General features: G+C 31.9%; 22 protein-coding genes. 11 read left to right on the top strand and 11 right to left on the bottom strand.

Translation table 11 applies throughout. The features are described 5' to 3' along the window. Nucleotides 1–79: 79 nt before the first annotated feature. From VW161_RS07020 to VW161_RS07040, 5 genes are all read left to right on the top strand, one after another. Nucleotides 80–760: a TIGR02253 family HAD-type hydrolase gene (locus VW161_RS07020; RefSeq protein ID WP_304087522.1), complete on the top strand. Its 681-nt coding sequence runs from the start codon at nt 80–82 to the stop codon at nt 758–760. Between the two features lie 464 nt (nt 761–1,224). Beyond that, complete coding sequence (locus tag VW161_RS07025; RefSeq protein ID WP_292787740.1) at nt 1,225–1,602, top strand: 30S ribosomal protein S8e; 378 nt, start codon at nt 1,225–1,227, stop codon at nt 1,600–1,602. Between the two features lie 353 nt (nt 1,603–1,955). Then, complete coding sequence (gene hypE, locus VW161_RS07030) at nt 1,956–2,966, top strand: hydrogenase expression/formation protein HypE (protein ID WP_304087525.1); 1,011 nt, start codon at nt 1,956–1,958, stop codon at nt 2,964–2,966. A 40-nt stretch (nt 2,967–3,006) separates the two neighbouring features. Then, entirely contained in the window at nt 3,007–3,432 is a 426-nt protein-coding gene (locus tag VW161_RS07035; protein WP_304103022.1) for an RDD family protein, read from the top strand. Nucleotides 3,433–3,550: 118 nt separating this feature from the next. After that, nucleotides 3,551–4,243 carry a CRISPR-associated protein Cas4 gene (locus VW161_RS07040; protein ID WP_304087528.1) on the top strand — a complete coding sequence of 231 codons (693 nt, stop codon included), beginning with the start codon at nt 3,551–3,553 and terminating at the stop codon, nt 4,241–4,243. A 217-nt stretch (nt 4,244–4,460) separates the two neighbouring features. Here the strand turns inward: VW161_RS07040 and VW161_RS07045 are convergent, their stop codons facing one another. The 5 genes from VW161_RS07045 to VW161_RS07065 all read right to left on the bottom strand — a co-directional run bounded on the left by VW161_RS07045 (nt 4,461) and on the right by VW161_RS07065 (nt 9,496). After that, nucleotides 4,461–5,288 carry a DUF7839 domain-containing protein gene (locus VW161_RS07045; RefSeq protein ID WP_304087530.1) on the bottom strand — a complete coding sequence of 276 codons (828 nt, stop codon included), beginning with the start codon at nt 5,286–5,288 and terminating at the stop codon, nt 4,461–4,463. 235 nt (nt 5,289–5,523) lie between these two features. Then, nucleotides 5,524–7,017: a single-stranded-DNA-specific exonuclease RecJ gene (locus tag VW161_RS07050; RefSeq protein ID WP_304087532.1), complete on the bottom strand. Its 1,494-nt coding sequence runs from the start codon at nt 7,015–7,017 to the stop codon at nt 5,524–5,526. Nucleotides 7,018–7,105: 88 nt separating this feature from the next. After that, nucleotides 7,106–7,438 carry a signal recognition particle subunit SRP19/SEC65 family protein gene (locus VW161_RS07055; RefSeq protein ID WP_304087534.1) on the bottom strand — a complete coding sequence of 111 codons (333 nt, stop codon included), beginning with the start codon at nt 7,436–7,438 and terminating at the stop codon, nt 7,106–7,108. Between the two features lie 104 nt (nt 7,439–7,542). Continuing rightward, entirely contained in the window at nt 7,543–8,688 is a 1,146-nt protein-coding gene (locus VW161_RS07060) for a glycosyltransferase family 2 protein (protein ID WP_325192838.1), read from the bottom strand. A gap of 31 nt (nt 8,689–8,719) precedes the next feature. Further along, entirely contained in the window at nt 8,720–9,496 is a 777-nt protein-coding gene (locus tag VW161_RS07065) for a uroporphyrinogen-III synthase (RefSeq protein ID WP_304087536.1), read from the bottom strand. A gap of 163 nt (nt 9,497–9,659) precedes the next feature. Here VW161_RS07065 and VW161_RS07070 point away from each other — a divergent pair, with 163 nt between their 5' ends. After that, a complete protein-coding gene (locus tag VW161_RS07070; RefSeq protein WP_304092879.1) occupies nt 9,660–11,168 on the top strand; it encodes a B12-binding domain-containing radical SAM protein in 1,509 nt (502 codons plus the stop codon). 217 nt (nt 11,169–11,385) lie between these two features. On the opposite strand, the gene VW161_RS07075 is transcribed toward VW161_RS07070, so the two are convergent. The 5 genes from VW161_RS07075 to purC all read right to left on the bottom strand — a co-directional run bounded on the left by VW161_RS07075 (nt 11,386) and on the right by purC (nt 15,119). Then, complete coding sequence (locus tag VW161_RS07075; protein WP_325192836.1) at nt 11,386–12,111, bottom strand: DUF4013 domain-containing protein; 726 nt, start codon at nt 12,109–12,111, stop codon at nt 11,386–11,388. Between the two features lie 375 nt (nt 12,112–12,486). Next, a complete protein-coding gene (gene cobA / locus VW161_RS07080; RefSeq protein WP_304087541.1) occupies nt 12,487–13,200 on the bottom strand; it encodes a uroporphyrinogen-III C-methyltransferase in 714 nt (237 codons plus the stop codon). 91 nt (nt 13,201–13,291) lie between these two features. Continuing rightward, complete coding sequence (gene purQ / locus VW161_RS07085; RefSeq protein ID WP_304087542.1) at nt 13,292–13,945, bottom strand: phosphoribosylformylglycinamidine synthase subunit PurQ; 654 nt, start codon at nt 13,943–13,945, stop codon at nt 13,292–13,294. Between the two features lie 52 nt (nt 13,946–13,997). Further along, nucleotides 13,998–14,273 carry a phosphoribosylformylglycinamidine synthase subunit PurS gene (gene purS, locus VW161_RS07090; RefSeq protein WP_292787722.1) on the bottom strand — a complete coding sequence of 92 codons (276 nt, stop codon included), beginning with the start codon at nt 14,271–14,273 and terminating at the stop codon, nt 13,998–14,000. A gap of 108 nt (nt 14,274–14,381) precedes the next feature. After that, complete coding sequence (gene purC / locus VW161_RS07095) at nt 14,382–15,119, bottom strand: phosphoribosylaminoimidazolesuccinocarboxamide synthase (RefSeq protein WP_304103027.1); 738 nt, start codon at nt 15,117–15,119, stop codon at nt 14,382–14,384. A gap of 358 nt (nt 15,120–15,477) precedes the next feature. On the opposite strand from purC, the gene VW161_RS07100 reads away from it, so the two are divergent. From VW161_RS07100 to VW161_RS07120, 5 genes are all read left to right on the top strand, one after another. Further along, the gene (locus tag VW161_RS07100) at nt 15,478–16,209 is read left to right on the top strand and encodes a hypothetical protein (RefSeq protein WP_325192837.1); all 732 of its coding nucleotides are present in this window, start codon (nt 15,478–15,480) and stop codon (nt 16,207–16,209) included. Nucleotides 16,210–16,569: 360 nt separating this feature from the next. Further along, nucleotides 16,570–18,354: a glutamine--fructose-6-phosphate transaminase (isomerizing) gene (glmS, locus tag VW161_RS07105; protein WP_304087549.1), complete on the top strand. Its 1,785-nt coding sequence runs from the start codon at nt 16,570–16,572 to the stop codon at nt 18,352–18,354. Between the two features lie 176 nt (nt 18,355–18,530). After that, nucleotides 18,531–18,992 carry a hypothetical protein gene (locus tag VW161_RS07110; protein ID WP_304087551.1) on the top strand — a complete coding sequence of 154 codons (462 nt, stop codon included), beginning with the start codon at nt 18,531–18,533 and terminating at the stop codon, nt 18,990–18,992. 11 nt (nt 18,993–19,003) lie between these two features. Further along, the gene (locus tag VW161_RS07115; RefSeq protein WP_304087553.1) at nt 19,004–19,246 is read left to right on the top strand and encodes a hypothetical protein; all 243 of its coding nucleotides are present in this window, start codon (nt 19,004–19,006) and stop codon (nt 19,244–19,246) included. Nucleotides 19,247–19,339: 93 nt separating this feature from the next. Beyond that, the gene (locus tag VW161_RS07120) at nt 19,340–19,630 is read left to right on the top strand and encodes a hypothetical protein (protein WP_304087555.1); all 291 of its coding nucleotides are present in this window, start codon (nt 19,340–19,342) and stop codon (nt 19,628–19,630) included. A 31-nt stretch (nt 19,631–19,661) separates the two neighbouring features. Here VW161_RS07120 and VW161_RS07125 read toward each other — a convergent pair. After that, nucleotides 19,662–20,726: acyltransferase (locus VW161_RS07125; RefSeq protein ID WP_304087557.1), on the bottom strand; the 1,065-nt coding region annotated here is incomplete at its 5' end.

Consider the following 20,726-nt stretch of genomic DNA (forward strand, 5'->3'; position numbering starts at 1 on the left):
ATATATTATTGAAATTAAATATATTATTGAAATGAAATTTAATGCTTAATTGCTTAAATATTTAGTATTTGGTGTAATAATGACAAAAGCAGTATTTTTTGATATTGATGATACCCTTGTAGACACTTCAAGCTTTGCTGATTTAGCAAGACATGCAGCTATTGAAAGTATGTGCAACAATGGTTTGCCTTTAGAGCAAGATGAAGCATATGACTTATTAAAGGATATTATTAAAGAGAAAGGTTCAAACTATTCTAGACACTTCAATATATTAACAGAAGAAGTTTTAGGAAAGGAAGATCCTCTCTTAGTAGCTATTGGAATGACAACATATCACAATGTCAAATTTGCTCTTTTAAGACCATTCCCTAGAACAAGTGCAATATTGATTTACCTTAAAAGTAAAGGGTATAAATTAGGTGCAATTACTAATGGAATCACCATTAAGCAATGGGAAAAATTGGTCAGATTGAATTTGTACCACTTTTTTGACATTGTAATCACTTCAGAAGAAGTGGGAGTTGAAAAGCCAGATCCTGAAATATATATTGAAGCATGCAGAAGAATGGCATGTGACGTTAAAAAAAGCGTTATGATTGGAAATAAATTGGATGTTGACTGTATGGGAGCAGTTAATGCAGGGATGAGCGCTATTCTTGTAAATTCCACTTTAGATGAAGAAGAAAAAGAGAGAGTGAATGAAGAAGACATTGACATCATTGTTTTGGACAGTATTTCTGATGTGGATACTGTTTTATAAACATTTTTCATATGTCTGTTATCATTATCCTATTTTTTCATTTTTTATTTCTATTTTTTTAATCTTTTTAAATTATTTAATTTTTTAGTTCTATTTCAATATTCATTCCTTATTTTTTAATTTTTTAAGGTCTGAAAATAGTTACCTTTATATATAGTTTTGAATATAAATATATACATTCTTATTTTATCTTGCAGTAAGAATCATTAATTAACTTGCTTATTTATGAGAATCTTATTCTCAATATTTAAAAAAATAAATCAAAAATAAATTTAATAATCATTTGAAAATAAATTTTTATTGAATTTATCTCTTATCAAGCAAAGCGGAAGCTTGTTTTTTGAGTTTCATATTTTAGAAAACTTATTCCATTAGATTACTTTATGTAAATTTAACTTGGATCTTATGGAAAAAATTTAATAATTGCATAGATTACGGAAAAAATAATATAAGGAGATATTGTTATGGCTATTTGTCAAGGAAAATCAACCAGATCTCCATCTGGTGCTAGAAGAGTTGCAAACCGTGGTAAAAGGAAATCTGAATTAGGTAGAGAATCTGCAGAAACCAGATTAGGTGAGAAAAAATTAAGAAAAATCAGAACACGTGGTGGAAACGAAAAACACAGATTAGCATTCGAAAACCAAATCAACGTTATCGATGCTGACGGTAAAGCTCACACTGTGGAAATCTTAAACGTAATTGAAAACAGTGCTAACCCTAACTACGTAAGAAGGAACATCATCACCAAAGGTGCTATTGTAGAAACCGAATTAGGTCACGCAAAAGTTACCTCCAGACCGGGTCAAGATGGTGTTGTTAACGGAGTTATTGTAGAATAATTCTGTTATTCTATCTTTTTTTATTTATTTTACTTTATTACACTTTTTTAACTACTTTTTATTCACTTTTTAACTTACTTTTTTAACTACTTTTAATTATTTTACACAGATTTTCAGTATTCTTTTTGCTTTTTTTAAATAATCTTCACTACTTTTTAGTATTTTTTCTATTTTTTTTTCTGCCCTGTATTTTATTTTCAATTTCTTTATAAAATTGCAAATACTTATTTAATATTAATTAGATATATTATAATGTTATAAACTATTGAAGATATTATGAATCTTTTATAAGTTTGAGCAAGATATTAATTTTGCTTGTTATTTATTTTAATTATTAACATTAAGGAGATAAAATGAAGATAGGAATGTCACATGGTGCTGGTGGAGAAGTTATGGGAAATTTAATCTCACAGACCATTCTAAATAATTTATCAAAAAAATCAGTTGAAGGAGGATACGGTTTAGATGCATTGGATGATGGTGCAACAATACCTCTTGGAGATTATGAGATTGTTGTAACAACTGATGGTCATACCGTAAACCCATTGTTCTTCCCAGGTGGAGATATTGGAAGAATTTCAGCAGCAGGAACTATAAACGATGTTTCTGTAATGGGTGCAAAGCCTTTAGCTATTTCAAATGCAATGATCTTACAGGAAGGTTTTCCAATTGAAGACTTGGATAAGATCATTAAATCTTTAAGTGATGCCTGTGAAGAGGCTGATGTTGCAGTAATCACTGGAGACACTAAAGTAATGGAACAGGACAAGCTTGACGGCATTGTTATTGTAACTACTGGTATTGGAATAGCCAAAAAAGGAGAAGTTATTAAGGATTCTACATTAAGTGTTGGAGATAAGATAATAATCACAGGTAGTGTTGGAGACCATGGAATGAGTTTAATGTCCTTTAGGGAAGGTTTCGGATTTGAAACTGAATTGAAATCTGATGTAGCTCCAATGTGGGGAATCATTTCCAAAGCTCTTGAAGTGGGTGGAGTAACTGCTATGAAAGACCCTACCCGTGGAGGTCTTGCAAACTGCATTAATGAAATGGCGAGAAAATCCGGTGTCGGAATCATGCTTCAGGATGAAGCCATTCCAGTTAAGGAAGCAGTTAGGGCAGCATCTGAGATGTTAGGTATTGATCCATATGAAGTTGCTAATGAAGGAAAAGTTTTAATGGGTGTAAAAGCTGAAAAGGCTGAAGAAGTGTTAGCAGCTATTAAAACCGACAAGTATGGTAAGGATGCAGCTATTATTGGTGAAGTTATTGATGATGATAAAGTATTGATTGAAACAGGCATTGGAGGAGTTAGAATTTTGGAAACTCCTATAGCAGACCCTGTTCCAAGAGTGTGTTAAATTAAATCTTATAAATTAAAATGAATCAGATGGTGATTTGATGGACTTATTCGGTAAAAGAGTTATAGCATATATTCTTGATTTCTTTGTAGTTTCTGCATTTATGTGGATTGTATCTTATTTCGCATATTTCTTTATAAACTACTTCAATATGTTCCAGATTTACCATTATTTTGTATTTGTTCTTCCAATTTTGATTTTATTGTATTTCACAATTTTAGAGAAGAGCATAGGTGCAACTATTGGTAAAAGGTTGATGTTTATAGAAGTTAAGTCAGCAGTGCCAAGAAGAGGCAGGTCTGGAAGAGATTATTCCATTACATTTTCTCAAGCATTGATTAGATCTCTTTCTAAAATTTACTGGTTCCCAATAATCATTGATGTAATTCTTGGAAGAATTACAGGCAAAGCCAGACTTTTAGATGGCATTACAAGAACCACAGTTGTTGAAGAAAATACAGATTAATTTTTCGCTAGAAGATAATTTTTATTATCTTTTATCTTTTATTTTTTTAATTTTTCTTGTTTCTTTTTTTAGGTTATCTTATATTTTTTTTTAAATTATTTTATTTTTAGGGGATTTTATGGAAAATAAACTCATTATAGACGAATTTAATATTATGGATTTTGAACTTCATGAGAATTATAAGATGGTTCGAATTATTAATGAAAAAGCTAATTTTCCAATAAGCTGGCTAAATACACAAGGGTATTGTGAATACAGTTTGTACCTTGAATACTGTCAAGGAGTCAGCACTGCACCAACCCGGGAAATGGTTGAGGGAACTAGAGGGCATTCCATGTTAGAGGAAAAATTTAAGGAAACTGCTCAGCCATCAACTTTTGAGGATGCTTTTGAATTGTCTAAGGAAGAGGAAATCCTATCCCGTGAAATGTTTGTCATTGATACTGAAGATGGAATTCGCGGTTTTATTGATGAAGTTCGTATGACTCCCGATAAGATAATCATCATTGATGATAAACCTGGAAATAGGGCTTATCCCTCAACAATCAATCAGGTACGTGCTTATTGCTTGGCATTTAAAAACATGATTGGAAATGATAACCGTACAATTATCGCTGCATTGAGGCAAAGAGGAACAGATAACATATTCTGGAGCGAAGAATTCAATGAAAGCAATGAACAGAATATTAGGTACACAATCAATTTTTTACATAGGTTAATTGAGGATAAAAGAGATCCTATACCTACTAAAAACCCTAATAAATGTAGAAAATGCAGATTCCAAAGTTATTGTGAAGAAAAAGCTATTTAATTTCTAAATAGTTTTTTTTTACTTTTTTTTTTTAAAAAACTGTAAATATTTTTTAAAAATAGTTTTTTTTATTTTACTTTAGAAGTTTTTTTAAAAATAGTTTTTTTACTTTTTTTTTAAGATTTTAGAAAATTTTTTAAAAGTAGTTTTTTTTTTATTGAAAATGTTAAAATATATAAAAAAAGAAGAGAATTTAAAAATATATAAAAATATATTCTTAAAGTTCCATATTTATTTTTTTAGCATCTATGACTTGATATGGCACATTAGCTTCTTCCAAGTCTTTTGCAATGTTTTTGCTCATATCTCCGATTGAAAGGATCAGTACATTCAATCCTTTTCTAACTGCAGATTGAGCTGCTTCACTCACTCCAAATTCAATATCTATTGGCATGCCTAAAGCATTAGCTATTACATGGGAAGTGGTTCCAATTGCTGCAACCTTGTCAATTGAGCTTAAGCCATAGTTTTCATATTTTCCATCATAGATTTCCTTAATCAAGTCGATATCTGCAGACCTTGATCCTCCCTGTTTTATTGGAGGCAATGTAATTATAAGGATTTTACTTTCCTTGATTTCAATGGTTCCTTTAAGATTGGTTAAAGCAACATCAAATCCTTTTTTAGTATCCAATATTACATCAGCGTAAGCATCAGTCTGTGCATTGATTGAAGCGTATAATCTGCCATCTTCCATGAATAAACCTACTTCGTCACCTTCCTTCAAGTCTTCCTTAGCTATTGCAGGCCAGGTAGATTTATAATAAGTCATGGTTTCAAGAACACTGTCAGAATACTTTCTTAAGGTAATTGCATCTTTTTTGACTTTAGCAATTCCCTTTTGGGTAATCTTATATGGTGCTCTACCATCTTTAGATGTGATGTATTCAAGTTCAGTCAATGTTTTGATGTTTTCAGAAACCGCTTGAATTGTAATTCCTAAACGTTCTGCCAAATCCTTTTGCTTAAGATTTGGTTCTTGCTTAGAGATTTCCCCTAAAATTTGAAAATGAGTCAATGCTCCTCTTTTTTGTAAGATTTCCATAATAACCACTTAATTTTTTAATTGAAAGAATTAATTATTTCTAGTTAATAGTTACTTTGTCATTTATAATATTTAAAGTTTATTTTAGTTTTTTATAAAGTTTATTTGAATGTAAAATTTATTTAAAAAATTTACTTAAAAAAAAATAGTTTTTAAATGAGTATAAATAAAAATAGTCTTAATAAATGTATATATAAAAAAATAGTGTTGGTATTAATAAATTGGCATTGGAGGATTAATCAAGTACCAATTTACCTTCCAATTCCTTGTTCATCATGTCAAAGAATTCCTCTTTTTGGTCTTTACGGATATAAGCACCACAAGCTACATCGTGACCTCCACCGTTTCCACCTAAACTCTGAGACACTTTTCTGATTATCTTTCCAAAGTGAACTCCATCATAAGCGAGTAGCTTAGAGCAACGAAGTGAAATCTTCAAGTCATCATTTTCTTCACTCACTTGTGTAAATGCAATCATAGGTTTTCTCCAATCCCCTTGACTTAGAACCATTCCAGCGATTGTACCTACAACATTGCTTCTTATGCCTGCACCGTCAAAATACTGAAGATTTTTCATTTGAACTATTGAGTCAGATTCTCCAATCATCTTGATGTTTTGAGCCAAATAGAATCTGTGGGCTTTTGAAATCTCTTCCAATTCATCAAGCACAACAGCCCTGTCGCTTTCAATATCTATTGAAACACTATTGCCGCTTAGGATCTCATTTCTCTTTATGGTTAAATCCAATAGCTTCAATGCAACTTCTGGCCTTTCATTTCTAACGCATGCATTCATTGCTGTAGAGAATTCAGAAGCATCCCTTAAGAAAGTGTACTTCTCTTCATTATCAAATTCGTAGCTTTCTCCCATAACTAGTTTTGGAGCATGGATAGCATATCTGCTTGGGATTTCCTTTGTAATCATGTTGATTAACTCTTTGATTAACTTGAATTTGTCTGGTTGGCTTAAATCGCAAGACCTGATTGATGTGTCATTAACAGGATTTCTGGTATTTATGCCAAGTTTTTTCAACAAATCCAATGACCTATTCTGGTCATTTGTAATTTCCAAGTTAACATCGCTGAAATAGGATAATGCAACAAACAAAGGTCTTGTCTGTCTGCCGTATAATGATAAGTCATTTGTGATTGTCTTAACCAATCCCTCTTCTTCAGCATCCTTAAGGATAGTTCTATTCAATCCTTCCAGCTTTCCGGTCTTACCGTTTTGTATATCTCCAATAGCTGCCAATATTCCAAGCCAGCTTAAATCTGTAAAACCGAACTCCTTAGCAAGAAGGTAGCATAGACCTCCTCCACAGATTTCCTGAGAACCGTCTATTCCATAAAAAATAGGGTTGATTTCCAGGTATTCATAATCTACAGTATTGCCGTAATCAATGTCTCTAAGTGGAGGGTGGTGATCAAGAATAAGTATTTTGGAATCATTATTTGCATTCTTATCAACAGGCTGTCCAGATCCAAGGTCTGAAAATATTGTCAATTCATGTTCAATCGGAACATTTTCCAAAGCATCTAAGTTAACGATTTCAATTTCAAAATCCTTTCCTAATTGTCTGCCTATCTTTTTTAGGATTCCTGTTAGGATAGCTCCGGATGAGATTCCGTCGCAGTCAGTATGGCTGTAAATTTTAATGTCTTTTGAAGATTCTATAAGTCTTCTAGCTTCTTCATATCTTTCTTTCATTTTTGGTGGTATGCTTGTCATCTTAACGCCTTTATTTTGTTTTTAGTGAATAATTGTATTTGATCTTAATTTTTTTATTATTTTTATTTTTTTATAGTGGATTAAGGAATTATTTTTTCCATTTTCCTTTTTTGCCTTTTTTATTGTTAGGCCTATTTGATTGTTTGGTTTCTCTCATTTGCTTGATGGTGTTTGATAAATTGATTAGAATTTCCTTTTTGCTGTCATCACTGGTAATTATGACTCTTCCTGATTTATTGTACCATTCTCCAGGATAAGCCTTATCCTCTTCAGCATAATACTTGTATCTTAATTTTTGAGTAGCCTTCACGATTTCCTTGATTCTTGGTTCAGAGATAGCATACTCTTTGGATATTTTTCTGCCTTCATTCAATGATTTTCTAGCATCAAGATATATCGGCCAAATCATAACGTCTTTCATTTTTTCACCTCTTCAAGATTTTTCTCTTCTTTCTTATTTATAATATGTTAGCATAATATTTAAAAATTATTTATTTTGATAAGCAATTTTTTTTAAATTACTCATTATTTGATTTTCAATAGGACTTTAATGAATTTTAGAATTAGCTTGTATTTCAATCCATTCTTCTTGCCATGTTCTATCATTTCAATCTCATTAAGGAATACCTTATTTTCCTCTTTTGAATTTTCCCGGCTTAACCATAGACTAATCCAATTCAATAGGTAAGGATTCAGGAAGAGATCTTTATTCCTGATGCCATATTCATCAGAAAGCTCTGAAGACAATCTGTAGGCTTTCAGTGAATCGTGCACTAATCTGAAGTTAATGTTTTTTGTAATGGACTTGTCTTCATCTTCAAGTCTCATGAAATAATTGTAGACAATCTTATTGTTTAAAAACAGAATTCCCTTTTTGCTTTTGGCATACGATTCCAATAGGAAGTTCAAGTCCTCAGCAGAGATGCATTCTGGAAACTTGATGCCATTTTCCCTTATCAGTTCGGTTCTGTATATCTTAGACCAGAATGATGGCAAGATCTTTAAAATAGCTATTTCATCATTCTTTTCCGCTTTGAAATCCTTAATGAATATCTCTTCATTGTTTTCCTTCTTAATGGATTTACCATAAAAGAATCTGCTCATGATGTTTTTCCAGAGTGAACCTATGAATCCATTTAAGTTAGAACCTTTAACCAAATCATCAAGGTAATCGACATATGGCTTTTTTAAGTTGTCTACGTATGGAGTGTATGACTTTCGAATGATATTTTTCTCTGGATAATGCCTCAAGTATCTTCCAAAGGCAATGTCGCATTCATATTCATTGATCTTATTGTATAATGTTTCACATGCATCCAAAGGATAAGTGTCATCTGAATCTATGAACATCAGATAGTCTCCATTCACATGGTCCAATGCTATGTTTCGAGGACCAAATGCCCCACCCATGTTTTTCACAAGGTGGATTGACTTAATGGTTTCCTTATTGGTCTCATTGTTGATTCTTTCCTTATAATCTTCAATTATCTGCTTTGTATTGTCTGTGGAACAGTCATTAGCTATTATTATTTCCAGGTTTTCAATTCCTATTGTTTGATTGATAACTGAATCTAAAGTAATTGGAAGATATTTCTCTCCATTGTAAACAGGTATGATTATGCTTATCTTAAATTGGCTGATAGAAATTCCTCCTTTACTTAGATTATTTATTCATAGTTATTTAATTGGTAAAATTTGTCTTTTAATTTTGATTGTTCAATTCCCTAAACATCAAGTCAATCATGTCCTTGACAGTGTATCTTTCAGGATAAATGTGCTTTACATTGTAATCGTCAAGTATTTTTCCAGTTATTGGCCCAATAGCTACTGTAAGTGTGGAACTTGATAACTTTTCAACAAGTTCATCCTTTTGATCATCTTCAGCCGTCTTGAATAGGTTCACCACAGTAAGTGGACTTGTAAATGTTATTCCATCTATCCTTTCATCTATGATTTCTTGAATTAAATTTTCAATGTCTTTTTTGTCATCTGGAATGACTGACTTATAGCTTTCTGCCATGATGACTTCAGCCCCCATGTTTTTGAGTTCTTCAGGTAAAATAGTCCTTGCAGAAAATGTACGAGGGACGCCAACAATTTTATTATTTAAGTCGATTCTTTTAAATTCTTCAATGAGTCCTTCAGCAGTATAATCCTTTGGTATGATATTTATATGGAGTCCTTTATTCATAGCTACTTCTGCAGTTTTTGTGCCAATAGTAGCAATTTTGCAATCAGGATTTAAAGTTTGAGCAAAGTCCGGATAAAACTTGAATATTGAATCGATTGAACTGACTGAAGTGAATATTAACCAGTCCAATTCTTCAAATCTGCCCATCAATTCCTTTAGTGAATCGGTATTTTCCAGTTTCAATTCCAATGTTGGCACGATAAGCGCTTCTCCTCCATAGTTTTCTATGAATTCCTTTGCAGCTTTAGATCTTTCTTTTGGTCTTGTAATAGCTATTCTCTTTACCATATTTCCACATCTTGAGAGTATAATTAATATTATATTTATTGTTTTATAAATCTTATTTAATACTTATTTAAATTTATATAATACTTATATCTAAAATTATATATGTAAAAAAATATGTATAAATTTTATCAATTTATTTAAATTATATTTATCCGTGATATTAATGAAGATTTTATTTTTGAACTTACCCTATGAATTCAATATAAGCAGGGCAAGCAGATGGCCTGAAAAGACCAAATCAGGCACTTTGTACTATCCATATTGGTTAGCATACTGTGTTGGAGTGTGTGAAAGGGAAGGATTTGAATGCAAGCTTGTTGATTGCATTACAAAGGCATACTCAATTGAGGATACCGTCAATGAAGTGAAGGGGTATGAACCTGATTATATCATGGCTGAGATTACAACCCCTACCTGCGCTTATGATTATAAGGTTATCAATTCAATTAAGGAAGCTTATCCTAAAGCTAAAATAATGATTGGAGGAACTCATGCAACCATTTTGCCTGATGCAGTTCTTAATGAATGCTTAGGCATTGACTATATCCTTCGTCAGGAATATGACTATACAGTTGGTGAACTTATAATTTCTGATGATGTGTCAAATGTCAAGGGAGTTTCATATAGGGTGAACTGCGATGGTGATGATATTGCTGCTTTAGATGATGTTAATCTATTAGCTGATTCCATTGATTTTGCTGTCAAGCATACTGAAGATAGAGAGCCATTAGATGATTTGGATAGCCTTCCTTATGTTTCCAAGGTTTATGAGAAATACTTGAACTTTGATGATTACGCTTATGCATTTGCCCAAAAGCCAATGATTCAAATCGTTTCATCAAGAGGATGTCCAAACCAGTGCAATTTCTGCAGCTATCCATCTACAATGGGTGGAAGAATTTACAGGACAAGATCTGTCAGTGACCTTGCAGATGAGTTTGAATATATTCTAAATGAGCTTCCGGAGATTAAGGAGATCTTCATTGAGGATGATACATTCACTGTAAACCAGCCAAGAGTCATTGAGTTCTGTGATGAAATCAAAAGAAGAGGTTTGGAGCCTGTTTGGTCCTGCAATACAAGAGTGGATTTGACTTTCGAAACCATGAAAAAGATGAAGGATGCAGGTTGCAGATTGCTTGTTTGCGGTTATGAATCTGGAAATCAGGAAGTCTTGAATGAAATCAAGAAGGGAATAACTCTTGAGCAATCCAAGGCATTTGCGGAAAATGCAAGGAAATTGGACATTAAGGTGTTCGGATGCTTTATGATTGGCCTTACCGGTGACAGTCTTGAAACAATCGATGAAACCTATAAGTTTGCTCAATCAGTTTATCCTGACATGTGTTTCTTCCAGCAAGCGGTGCCTTTCCCAGGAACCGGATTCTATGATTGGGCTAAAGAGAATGGTTATCTTATTACAGAAGATTATTCCAAATGGTTAAATGATGACGGTTACTTGAATTGCCTTGTAGATTATCCTTATGCTGATCATAGGGAGATAGAGAAATTAAGGGACAATTTGATGAGCAAATATTATTTCTCATTTGCATATATTGTGAAGACTTTCTTGGCAAATCTTGATTGGGCAGAGTTTAGACGTGTAATGCGTGGAGGAACCCAATACATTGTATTTAGAGTAAAAAAAGCTTTGAAAAGGCAGATAATTTAGATTGATTTCCAAACTTTTCTAAAAAGAGTTTATTAAAATTTCTTCTTTTTTAGCACTATTTTTTAATTTTTTAAAAGGAGTATTTTTTTGTGCTGATTTTTATGATTGTTTAAATCCTATTTTTAAAAAAAGAAAAGTATTAGTTTAAGAGTAAAAACTCTAAACTAACTTAAAATTTTTGCTCAAATTTTGACCGAAGGTCAAAACTTGATTGGATTTATTCTGCATCGGAATATAATAAACCGTATGCTCTGCTTTGTAGGAATGTAGTATATATAGTAACGATACCAGATAAAATTGCCCCGATAATTTCAGAGAAATTTCCAATTCCAGTAGCTATAGCAGATAAAACGTAAGAAATGATTCCTATAATAATGATTATTGCAAGGACTTTTACAATTCCGATTTCTTTGAGGTCATTGATTACTTCGCCAATGTTCAAAGCTTCTCCTAAACTTTCGGTTTTTGCAAATCTACATTGGGCAATTACTAAAAGTATAGCAAATACAATCAATAATATGAATCCTAAAATTAAACCTAATAAAGCTAAAGTTTCATTGATGGCAGATAGGATAACCATTACTATAATTGGAATTATCATGTAAATAACTGATAAAATAAATAATTTAATACCATTGATAATTTGTCTTACGGGATCAATTTCAGGAGCGTTATCTTCTCTGTTGATAGCTATTTTAATAACATCTAACATATATCCTGCAATAAGTGCGAATATTGCTATTGCAATGATGATTCCAACAATTCCTAAAATCCCTAATCCTCCGGATAATAATCCAGTAGCTTCACCAGCGCCAATTAATCCAACACCAGTAATGATTAATTCTAAAAATGCAACAATACCAAGCACCACATAGATTACAAGTGCTTTCACGTTATTAATAGGATACATTGCAGCATCACTAATAATTTCACCGATTTCCATAATTAAACACCTCTTTTTTAGTAATTCACTCATACACTATATAAAGTATATTTGAGTTGACATTAAGTTTATCTTTAATAATATATAAATTTGATGTCTTTTTTAGCTTATTTTTCTTTATTTTTGATTTTAAAAATTAATTTAATCTAATTTTTCATATTCTCTCAATAAGTTTAAGTTTAATAAATTTTAAAAATAGATTTTAATTATTTTAGTTTTTTAATTAAAATAACTCATTTTTCAAAGTAATACTCATTTGGATTTATGATAATATTTTTATGAAAAATTTTCGTTAAAGTTTGAAAAAAGCTTTTGAAAGCTGAAAAAAAATAGATTTTAAGTTTTTGAATAATAAAAATAAGATAAATTAAAGGATTATTCAATTCCCTTAATCTCTTTAAATACGTTAATCACATCACCAATCACAAGTATTGCGGGTGTGTTGATTTCCTTGTCAGCTATTGTTTCAAGGGTTCCAAATACGACCCTTTCATTTGGTAGTGTTCCGCTTTCAATAGCGCATGCAGGAGTTTTAGGGTCTCTGTACTTCATGATCTCTTCAGTGTTTTCCCTAATGTTTCCGATTCCCATAAGTATGATCAATGTGTCTGCAGTGTAATCCCATTTCACCTGCTTGTCCTTTTTGGTTGGGTCCTCATGACCTGTAACAACTGTAAATGAGGTTGCAACTGCCCTATGGGTTATTGGGAATGCCATGCTTGTAGGCGCACCGATAGCTGAGGTAACTCCAGGAATAACTTCAAAGTCTATGTTTTCCTTTGCAAGAGCCAATAGCTCTTCGCCCCCTCTTCCAAATACAAATGGGTCTCCACCTTTCAATCTGATTACATTTTCATGCTCTTTTGCTTCCTCAATGATCAATTGATTGATTTCATCCTGGCTCTTATAATGCTCTCCAGCTTTCTTACCTACATAAATGCGTTTAGCATCTTTTGGAGCATGCTTTAGAATCTCTTCATTAGCAAGATAATCATATAAAACCACATCTGCTTTGTTTAATGCTTTCACAGCTTTTAAAGTTATTAAATCAGGGTCTCCTGGACCTGCACCTATTAAATATACTGGCATGTTATCTTCCTTAATTTATATTTTAAAAATGAGTTTGTAAAATTTTATTTCATGAATTTATGGATTAAAAAAATTCAGTATTTTAGATAGCTTAAATGCTATCTAACATACCTTTAAAGAATTCAAGACCATTGTCTGAACCCAATAGTTTTGTAGTAGCCCTTTCTGGGTGTGGCATCATTGCAAGAACAAGTCCTGATTCATCACAAACACCAGTGATTGCTTCCATAGACCCGTTAGGGTTTTCCTCTGCAAACTGAAGAACGATTTGGTCTTGATCTTTCATAAGATCAATGTCTTGAGTGTAGAATCTTCCTTCAGCGTGAGCTATTGGTATGTCAATTACTTGGCCTTTTTCAAAGTTTTTAGTGAATGGGGTCTTGTTGTTTGCAACTTTCAATTTAGACCATTCACAATTAAATTTAGGTACTTCGTTGGTAATGAACAATCCTGGAATAAGTCCAATCTCTCCAAGAATCTGTGCTCCATTACATATTCCAAGAACTGGCTTTTCCTCTTTTACAAGCGCCTTTACACCTTCAACAACAGGGGTGTTGGAAGCTATTGCTCCTGCACGCAAGTAATCTCCATAGGAAAATCCGCCAGGTATAACAATTCCATCGTAATCAGTTAAATCTTCATTATTCCACCATATATATTCTGCTTCTCCACCTGCGAGTTCAATAGCCTTATAAACGTCACGGTCGCAGTTAGTTCCAGGGAATCTTATAATTCCAATTGCCATTTTATCACTTTATAATCTTTATTTATTTTAGAATTGCATTTGAGTTTTTTATCTATTCGCATCCGCATCCGCAACTTAAGTCCATCTTAATGATATTGATTGTGTAATTGTGGATAATTGGATTGCATAATAGTTTTTGACACATGTCATCCACTTTTTCTCTTGCATCGTCTTCTGAATCTGCTTCCAATACAAAAGTAATTATCTCTTTTGTTTTGGTTCCTTTAACTTCATATCCTAAAAGAGCAAGGGATCTTTGAATAGTGGTTGCTTCTGGATTTAACATTCCCGGTTTTAAGGAAACTTTAACTTCAATGTCATACATCATTTTTAATCACCTAAATTTAATTTTATAGCTTTAGTTAGTTTTTTAGTAGTTTAATTCTAAGCTTTTGGCTTATGAATTTTTTTAATAATAATTATGATTTCAGATTATTTAAATTCCCCATTTTTCTTTGTCTTCTTCAGTTAAGAGTCTGTTGAAGACTTCTTCATATGCATCGATGACCTCATCATCCTTTCCTTGTCTGAAGAGTTCCTTATCAAGCATATCAAGGGTTTCTGCATCCCATAATCTGCAGCTGTCAGGACTTATCTCATCACCTAAGATGATGTTTCCATCCTTGTCCTTACCGAATTCGATTTTAAAGTCAACAAGAATGATTCCAATGTCCTTAAACATTTTGCTCATTACATCATTTACCTTAAGAGCAAGCTCTCTTAATGTGTCTAAGTCTTCTTTTGTAGCTATTCCAAGAGCAATAGCTATTGCATCATTCAACATTGGATCATGGAACTCGTCATCCTTGAAGTCCATTTGTATAAGAGGTGGGTTAAATGGAGCCTTATCTTCAAATGGGAATTTCCTGATAATGCTTCCAGTAGCTATGTTTCTTACAATAACTTCTATCGGAATCATATCAAGCTTTTTAGCTTTCATTACACAAGGTTCGCATAATTCAATCAATTGTGTTTCAACTCCAGCATCTTCAAGAGTTTCAAAGATCTTTGCACAAATAATTGAGTTAATGTAACCTTTTTGGCCCATGCTTTCTTTTCTAGCACCATCTCCTGCGGTCATGTCATCTCTAAAGTCAATTATGACCTCATCAGGATTTTCACCTTGGAAAACGCTTTTTGCTTTTCCTTCATAAAGTAAGTTTTTAGAATCCATTTCAATCATCGTTTTAAAAATTATTTTTTAAAATAATTCACTAATCAGTTTAATAATTATTTAAAAAATTACATAATTATAATATATAATTTTATATTTATTATCATTAATAAATATAATTTAAATTTTATCCTTTTTTTTCAATCTTTTTATTATTTCTCATATCAAAATCAATCTAATAAAATTTATCTTATCTTGAAAATTGAATTAAGTTTTCTTGGTTAAATCCTTTGTTTTTTAACTTTCTCAATATCAATAAAAGAAAAGAATATATACCTATAAAAAGAATATAATATTTAAGAAAAATGGGGATTTTTCTAAAATAATATGTAATTTAAAAATATTGAGGATTGTTTTTATGGAAAATGATTCTCTCAATAAAGTTAATGGCACAAATTCTAAAAAACATATGTCAAAGGATGAACTATCCGAATATATAATATCTGCTTATGATTCAGGTGAGACCATGATGGACATTGCAGAGACAGTTGGCAGAAGCAAAATATATGTCAGCAAAATCATCCATCAGGTTTATGATGATGAGGAGATCAAGGTTCGCCAGTACAATAAATTAAGAGGCAAGAACAAGCTTGATTTTTCAAAATACAAGAGCACCTCTGGAATTTATAGGGTTAGCTTTGTTGAGAACAAGAGAAATGGAAATGATTATTGGTCATACCAATATTATGAAAACGGCAAACTAAGAAGAATTGTTTCTGTAAATCTATACAAATTAAAGGTTATCGTTTTGGATAAAGGATTGGATTGGATAGAATTTACAGATGAAGCTCGTGATTTGGTTTTGAAATATAGGGAAACCTATGATGAATCTTCATTGGAAAGACAAAACAAAACCGGATTCTTTAGAGTTACAAAACGTAAAACCAAAACAAAACAAGGTTTTACTTGGGCTTATTCCTTTAAAGAGAACAATCAGCTTAATTTTGTCAGTTCTGTAAACATTAGTGCACTAAAAGCTAAGGTTTTAGCTAGAGGGTGGAAATGGATGGAATTGACTGATGAGGCAAAAAGATTGGTTGAGGAAAACTCTAAAAAAACTTCAAGACAGGAATTAGGCCTTTTGGAATGATTTTTCTTCTTTTTTTATCAAATTATTTTATATTTTTTTTAATTTTTCATTACTTAATTGAGTTAACATTGTTAAATGATTTTTTATTTTTTTCACTATTTTTAGAAATATTTAATTAACTTATTAAAGATATATCATATTAATATAAACTTTAAAGTAAAAAATTTAAATAAAATAAACTATAAATGATTTATAATCATTATTGACATGAGAATTAATAAGTTAATTGTAAAATTATATAATTATTATTTTATTCGTAAGAATTTAATTCAATTCATAATTATATAATTATTATTTTCGTTAGAATTTAATTCAATTTAAAATTATAATATAATTATTCATACTTTATTTGGTGATACTATGTGTGGAATTGTTGGATGTGTATTGAAAAATGATAAAGTTGCTCCGATTCTTTTGGATTCAATATCCAAACTAGAATATAGAGGATATGACTCCATAGGTTTAGCTACCGCTTGTGACGGTAAAATCAATCTTAAGAAGGATGCAGGCAAGATTGATGAAGTCAATTCCAAATTGAACTTTGCAGAAATGCCTGGAAATTACGGAATTGCTCATGTAAGATGGGCTACTCACGGAGACCCAAGCAAGGAAAACTCACACCCTCATTTGAATTCCGCAGGAACTATCGCTGTAGTTCACAATGGTATCATTGAGAACTATTTGGCAATCAAGGAAGAACTAATCTCTGAAGGATATGAATTTAAGTCAGACACTGATACAGAAGTAATTCCACACTTGCTTGATAAATTCATGAAAGGGGGATTAGATTTGGAAAAAGCGGTCCGTAAGGTCATAAGTGTTATTGAAGGTGCTTATGCTCTTGCAGCGATTTGCACTGATGAGCCAAATAAGGTTGTAGCTACCCGTAAGGACAGTCCTTTGATTGTAGGTATTGGTGAAGACGAATACTTCGTTGCATCTGACTCTCCAGCTATTTTAAAATATACCAACAATATAGCATACCTTGATAAGGGAGATATCGTCATACTAACTGAAGACGGCGTCACCTTCAAGGATGAAAATGACAAGGTAATCAAAAAGGAAATTGATGTGCTTGATTGGTCTCCTGAAATGGCTGAAAAGGAAGGATATGATCATTTTATGATTAAGGAAATCAATGAGCAGGATGTTGCAATCAGAAACACATTAGGTGAAAAGAAAAAGATCAAAGCTATCGTTGATGATATTAAAGGAACAATCAATAGGGTTGTTTTTGTTGCATGTGGAACATCATACCATGCGTCTTTAACTGGAAAATACCTTATAGAGTCTTTAGTGGGCATACCAACAGAAGTCTTGCTTGCTTCTGAGTTCAAGTATTCAGCTAATGCATTGAATGACCAAACCCTTGTAATTTTCATTTCACAATCTGGTGAAACTGCAGACACATTGAAGGCATTGGATGCTGCTAATGAAGTGTCAAAGACTTTAGCCATTGTAAATGTAAGGGGAAGTTCCGCTACAAGAAGAGCGGATTATGTTATTCAAACCCAAGCAGGTCCTGAAATCGGTGTAGCAGCTACAAAAACCTATGTAAGCCAATTGATAGCTATTTACCTATTCTCTGCACTCCTTGCAGATGATGAGGAATTGCTCAAGAGATTGGAAAAGGTTCCTGATTACATTGATGAGGTTCTTAAGAAGCAAGGGATCATCCGTGAAATCTCACACTTATACAAGAGGGATAAGGATGCATTCTTCATTGGAAGAGGATTCTCATATCCAATTGCTTTAGAAGGAGCTTTAAAACTTAAGGAGATATCCTATATCCATGCAGAGGGGTATGCTGCAGGTGAGCTTAAGCACGGTCCTATTGCACTCATTGATGAACACATTCCTGTAGTTGTGGTTGCACCTCCAGGTGAGGATTACAAGAAGATCATGAGCAATTTGCAGGAAGTCAAGGCAAGAGGCGCTGATATATTAGGTATTGGTGCAAAAGGAGATAAGGATTTGATTGATGAGTCTGATAACGTATTTTTAATCAATCCTGAAGTGGATGACATCTTGGCTCCACTTGTCTATATAGTTCCACTTCAATTATTGAGTTATCATGTATCTGTGATTAGAAACTTAGATCCTGATAAACCTAAGAACTTGGCTAAGTGTGTGACTGTAGAATAATTTAAAAATTTTTCTTATTTTACTTTTTATTTTTTTAATATTTTTTCTAATTTTCTAATTTTTTATTTTTTTTTAATATTTTTTCTAATTTTCTAATTTTTCATAGTATGCATATTTTTTATACATAAAAAATTTATATATTGATTTATGTATAAATATTATACAAGGTGATTTAAATGTTAGTAGAAATTTTTGGAAATTATCCTCAAATAAAAGTTTTGGATTATTTGTTGATGAATCCTTTTGGCAAATATACAAAACAGCAAATCGCTGTAGGATCTGAGATTTCTAGAATTACATTAAATACTTTTATTGGAGAGATTATAGAAAAAAATATCTTAATTAAAGACAATAATTCTAGACTTTTTTTAAATTTAGATTCTCCTATTGTAAAGATTTTAAACAGGACTCTTGATGATTTCAATAAAATTGAAATGGAAAAGCAAATGGAAAACTTAGATGAACCATTTGATGTTTTGTCTGATGAGGAATTAGACAAAGTTTTTGATGAGAATGCTCCTGATATTGATTTAGATAAATTAGAACATGAAATATATTTAAATGAGATGTCTACATTACATATGGAGTATTTGGATAAAGATTCAAATGAGTTTAAACTATCATTTGCAAATATTTAGTGGTGGTATTAATGGATAAAATTGACATTCCTATCAAAAAAGGAGTAAGGATTAATCCTAACTGTGAGATTCATTATGCATCTTCTGTAGGGGTTGGTGAAGATAATGATGAAATTAGGTTAATATTTGTTAATAAGAAACTTGTAAATAATGAGGATGATATTGAATTAGTTAATGAGTCTAATTTGCAAGTTATTTTAAATAGAAATGCTGCAATTGGATTAAAAGAGCTTTTATGCAAATATTTAGATTAAATTATTTTGTATTTTTTGAATTATTAGTTTTGATTATTTTTTAGGGGGTAATGTTTAGGGTTTTTGTTAAAAAAATTTTAAATGGTGCTCGCTATGTCTAAAATTGAAGAGGATAGACAGGAAATTAGAGAAAGAATCTTGTTCTTTTTGTATAGAAATAGCTATTGGCAGAAAAGACACACTCCAAAAATTAATATATGCAATAAATTGTCAGATATTCCCTGCAAATACATTAATAAAGAATTAAAAAAATTATATAAAGAAGAATTCATTCGTTTTAAGAAAACTAATCATGGTGAAGATGTTTTTTTAAATATTAAAAAGAAAAGAGAAATAGAAAATGAAATTGAAGATAAATTAAATAAATTATATGGTTTTCATTGATTTATCTTTTGTATTAATCATTTAGAAACAATTATTTTCTTCCGCTTCCAATCTCAAGAAGAGGGATTTTGCTCATTACAAATATTAATAGCCAACTTAATCCAATTACGATTATTGAACTTACAGGTAACCAAAGGTAAGCATTGGTTTTCACTATAGGTGCTAAAAAGCCTCTGGTTGATAAGTATTGCAATAAGATGTAATGGGAGAAGTAGATTCCAAAACTGCATGATGAGAACAATACGATTGCTTCCCCTAATTTTGTCTGCCTTATCATTCTTGCATCTTTTTTAATCCATTTTGTGCTTGCATACTTAAATGCTGTAAAGAGACCAATGGTTTCTAAAATTACAAATATGTCAAAGAAGTCTATTGGGGCAAGACCATATCCTCCAAGTCCCTTTAGGTATATCTTTGTAAAGTGGCCAGCTATCCCAATAAGGAACACTATGCATCCTATAGCAAACATCTTCTTGTCAGAGTACTTGAACTGCTTGTTGTGGATATATGATCCCATAATGAAGTATCCGAGAACAGGGAAGAAATTGAAGATTACCCTGAAGTTGTATTTCATTTGAGGATAGTCAAAGAATCCGACTGTGTACAATATGGAGAGAATGAATGTAATTAGAATCAAGTATTCCTCTCCTTTCATTCCTTCTTCACGGATAAAGCTGCCTACAACTGGAATGAGAAGATACACTCCAATGAGTGACCAAATAAACCAGAATGGTCTTGAGTAGTCCTGCACCCCAAATGCAGTATCAATAAAATAAGTTATTGTAGGCTGGTAATGCCATATGAGAATTCCCGCAATAATGTACACTATTATCCAGAATAAAAATGGCAAGAATACACGTCTGAAACGCTTTTCTAAAAATTTCTTAACTTCATATTTCCTTGTCAAAAGGAGAGAGCCGCTAACTGTAAAGAAGAGTGGAACACCTATACGTGTAAGTGAGAACACGCCACTGCAGAATAGCCAGCTATAGAAATCATATGAAAACAATCTGGATACGTGTCCGATAACAACCAGCATGATTGCCAATGAACGAACTTCGTCTAGATATAGTATACGCTTGGGACTAATGCTCAT

Origin of the sequence: Methanobrevibacter ruminantium (genome assembly GCF_016294135.1) — an archaeon.
GTDB classification, from domain to species: domain Archaea; phylum Methanobacteriota; class Methanobacteria; order Methanobacteriales; family Methanobacteriaceae; genus Methanobrevibacter; species Methanobrevibacter ruminantium_A.

Coding starts and splice junctions, on each gene's coding strand:
- VW161_RS07020 (WP_304087522.1), top strand. CDS start 80: ATGACAAAAGCAGTATTTTTTGATATTGATGATACCCTTGTAGACACT.
- VW161_RS07025 (WP_292787740.1), top strand. CDS start 1,225: ATGGCTATTTGTCAAGGAAAATCAACCAGATCTCCATCTGGTGCTAGA.
- hypE (WP_304087525.1), top strand. CDS start 1,956: ATGAAGATAGGAATGTCACATGGTGCTGGTGGAGAAGTTATGGGAAAT.
- VW161_RS07035 (WP_304103022.1), top strand. CDS start 3,007: ATGGACTTATTCGGTAAAAGAGTTATAGCATATATTCTTGATTTCTTT.
- VW161_RS07040 (WP_304087528.1), top strand. CDS start 3,551: ATGGAAAATAAACTCATTATAGACGAATTTAATATTATGGATTTTGAA.
- VW161_RS07045 (WP_304087530.1), bottom strand. CDS start 5,288: ATGGAAATCTTACAAAAAAGAGGAGCATTGACTCATTTTCAAATTTTA.
- VW161_RS07050 (WP_304087532.1), bottom strand. CDS start 7,017: ATGACAAGCATACCACCAAAAATGAAAGAAAGATATGAAGAAGCTAGA.
- VW161_RS07055 (WP_304087534.1), bottom strand. CDS start 7,438: ATGAAAGACGTTATGATTTGGCCGATATATCTTGATGCTAGAAAATCA.
- VW161_RS07065 (WP_304087536.1), bottom strand. CDS start 9,496: ATGGTAAAGAGAATAGCTATTACAAGACCAAAAGAAAGATCTAAAGCT.
- VW161_RS07070 (WP_304092879.1), top strand. CDS start 9,660: ATGAAGATTTTATTTTTGAACTTACCCTATGAATTCAATATAAGCAGG.
- VW161_RS07075 (WP_325192836.1), bottom strand. CDS start 12,111: ATGGAAATCGGTGAAATTATTAGTGATGCTGCAATGTATCCTATTAAT.
- cobA (WP_304087541.1), bottom strand. CDS start 13,200: ATGCCAGTATATTTAATAGGTGCAGGTCCAGGAGACCCTGATTTAATA.
- purQ (WP_304087542.1), bottom strand. CDS start 13,945: ATGGCAATTGGAATTATAAGATTCCCTGGAACTAACTGCGACCGTGAC.
- purS (WP_292787722.1), bottom strand. CDS start 14,273: ATGATGTATGACATTGAAGTTAAAGTTTCCTTAAAACCGGGAATGTTA.
- purC (WP_304103027.1), bottom strand. CDS start 15,119: ATGGATTCTAAAAACTTACTTTATGAAGGAAAAGCAAAAAGCGTTTTC.
- VW161_RS07100 (WP_325192837.1), top strand. CDS start 15,478: ATGGAAAATGATTCTCTCAATAAAGTTAATGGCACAAATTCTAAAAAA.
- glmS (WP_304087549.1), top strand. CDS start 16,570: ATGTGTGGAATTGTTGGATGTGTATTGAAAAATGATAAAGTTGCTCCG.
- VW161_RS07110 (WP_304087551.1), top strand. CDS start 18,531: ATGTTAGTAGAAATTTTTGGAAATTATCCTCAAATAAAAGTTTTGGAT.
- VW161_RS07115 (WP_304087553.1), top strand. CDS start 19,004: ATGGATAAAATTGACATTCCTATCAAAAAAGGAGTAAGGATTAATCCT.
- VW161_RS07120 (WP_304087555.1), top strand. CDS start 19,340: ATGTCTAAAATTGAAGAGGATAGACAGGAAATTAGAGAAAGAATCTTG.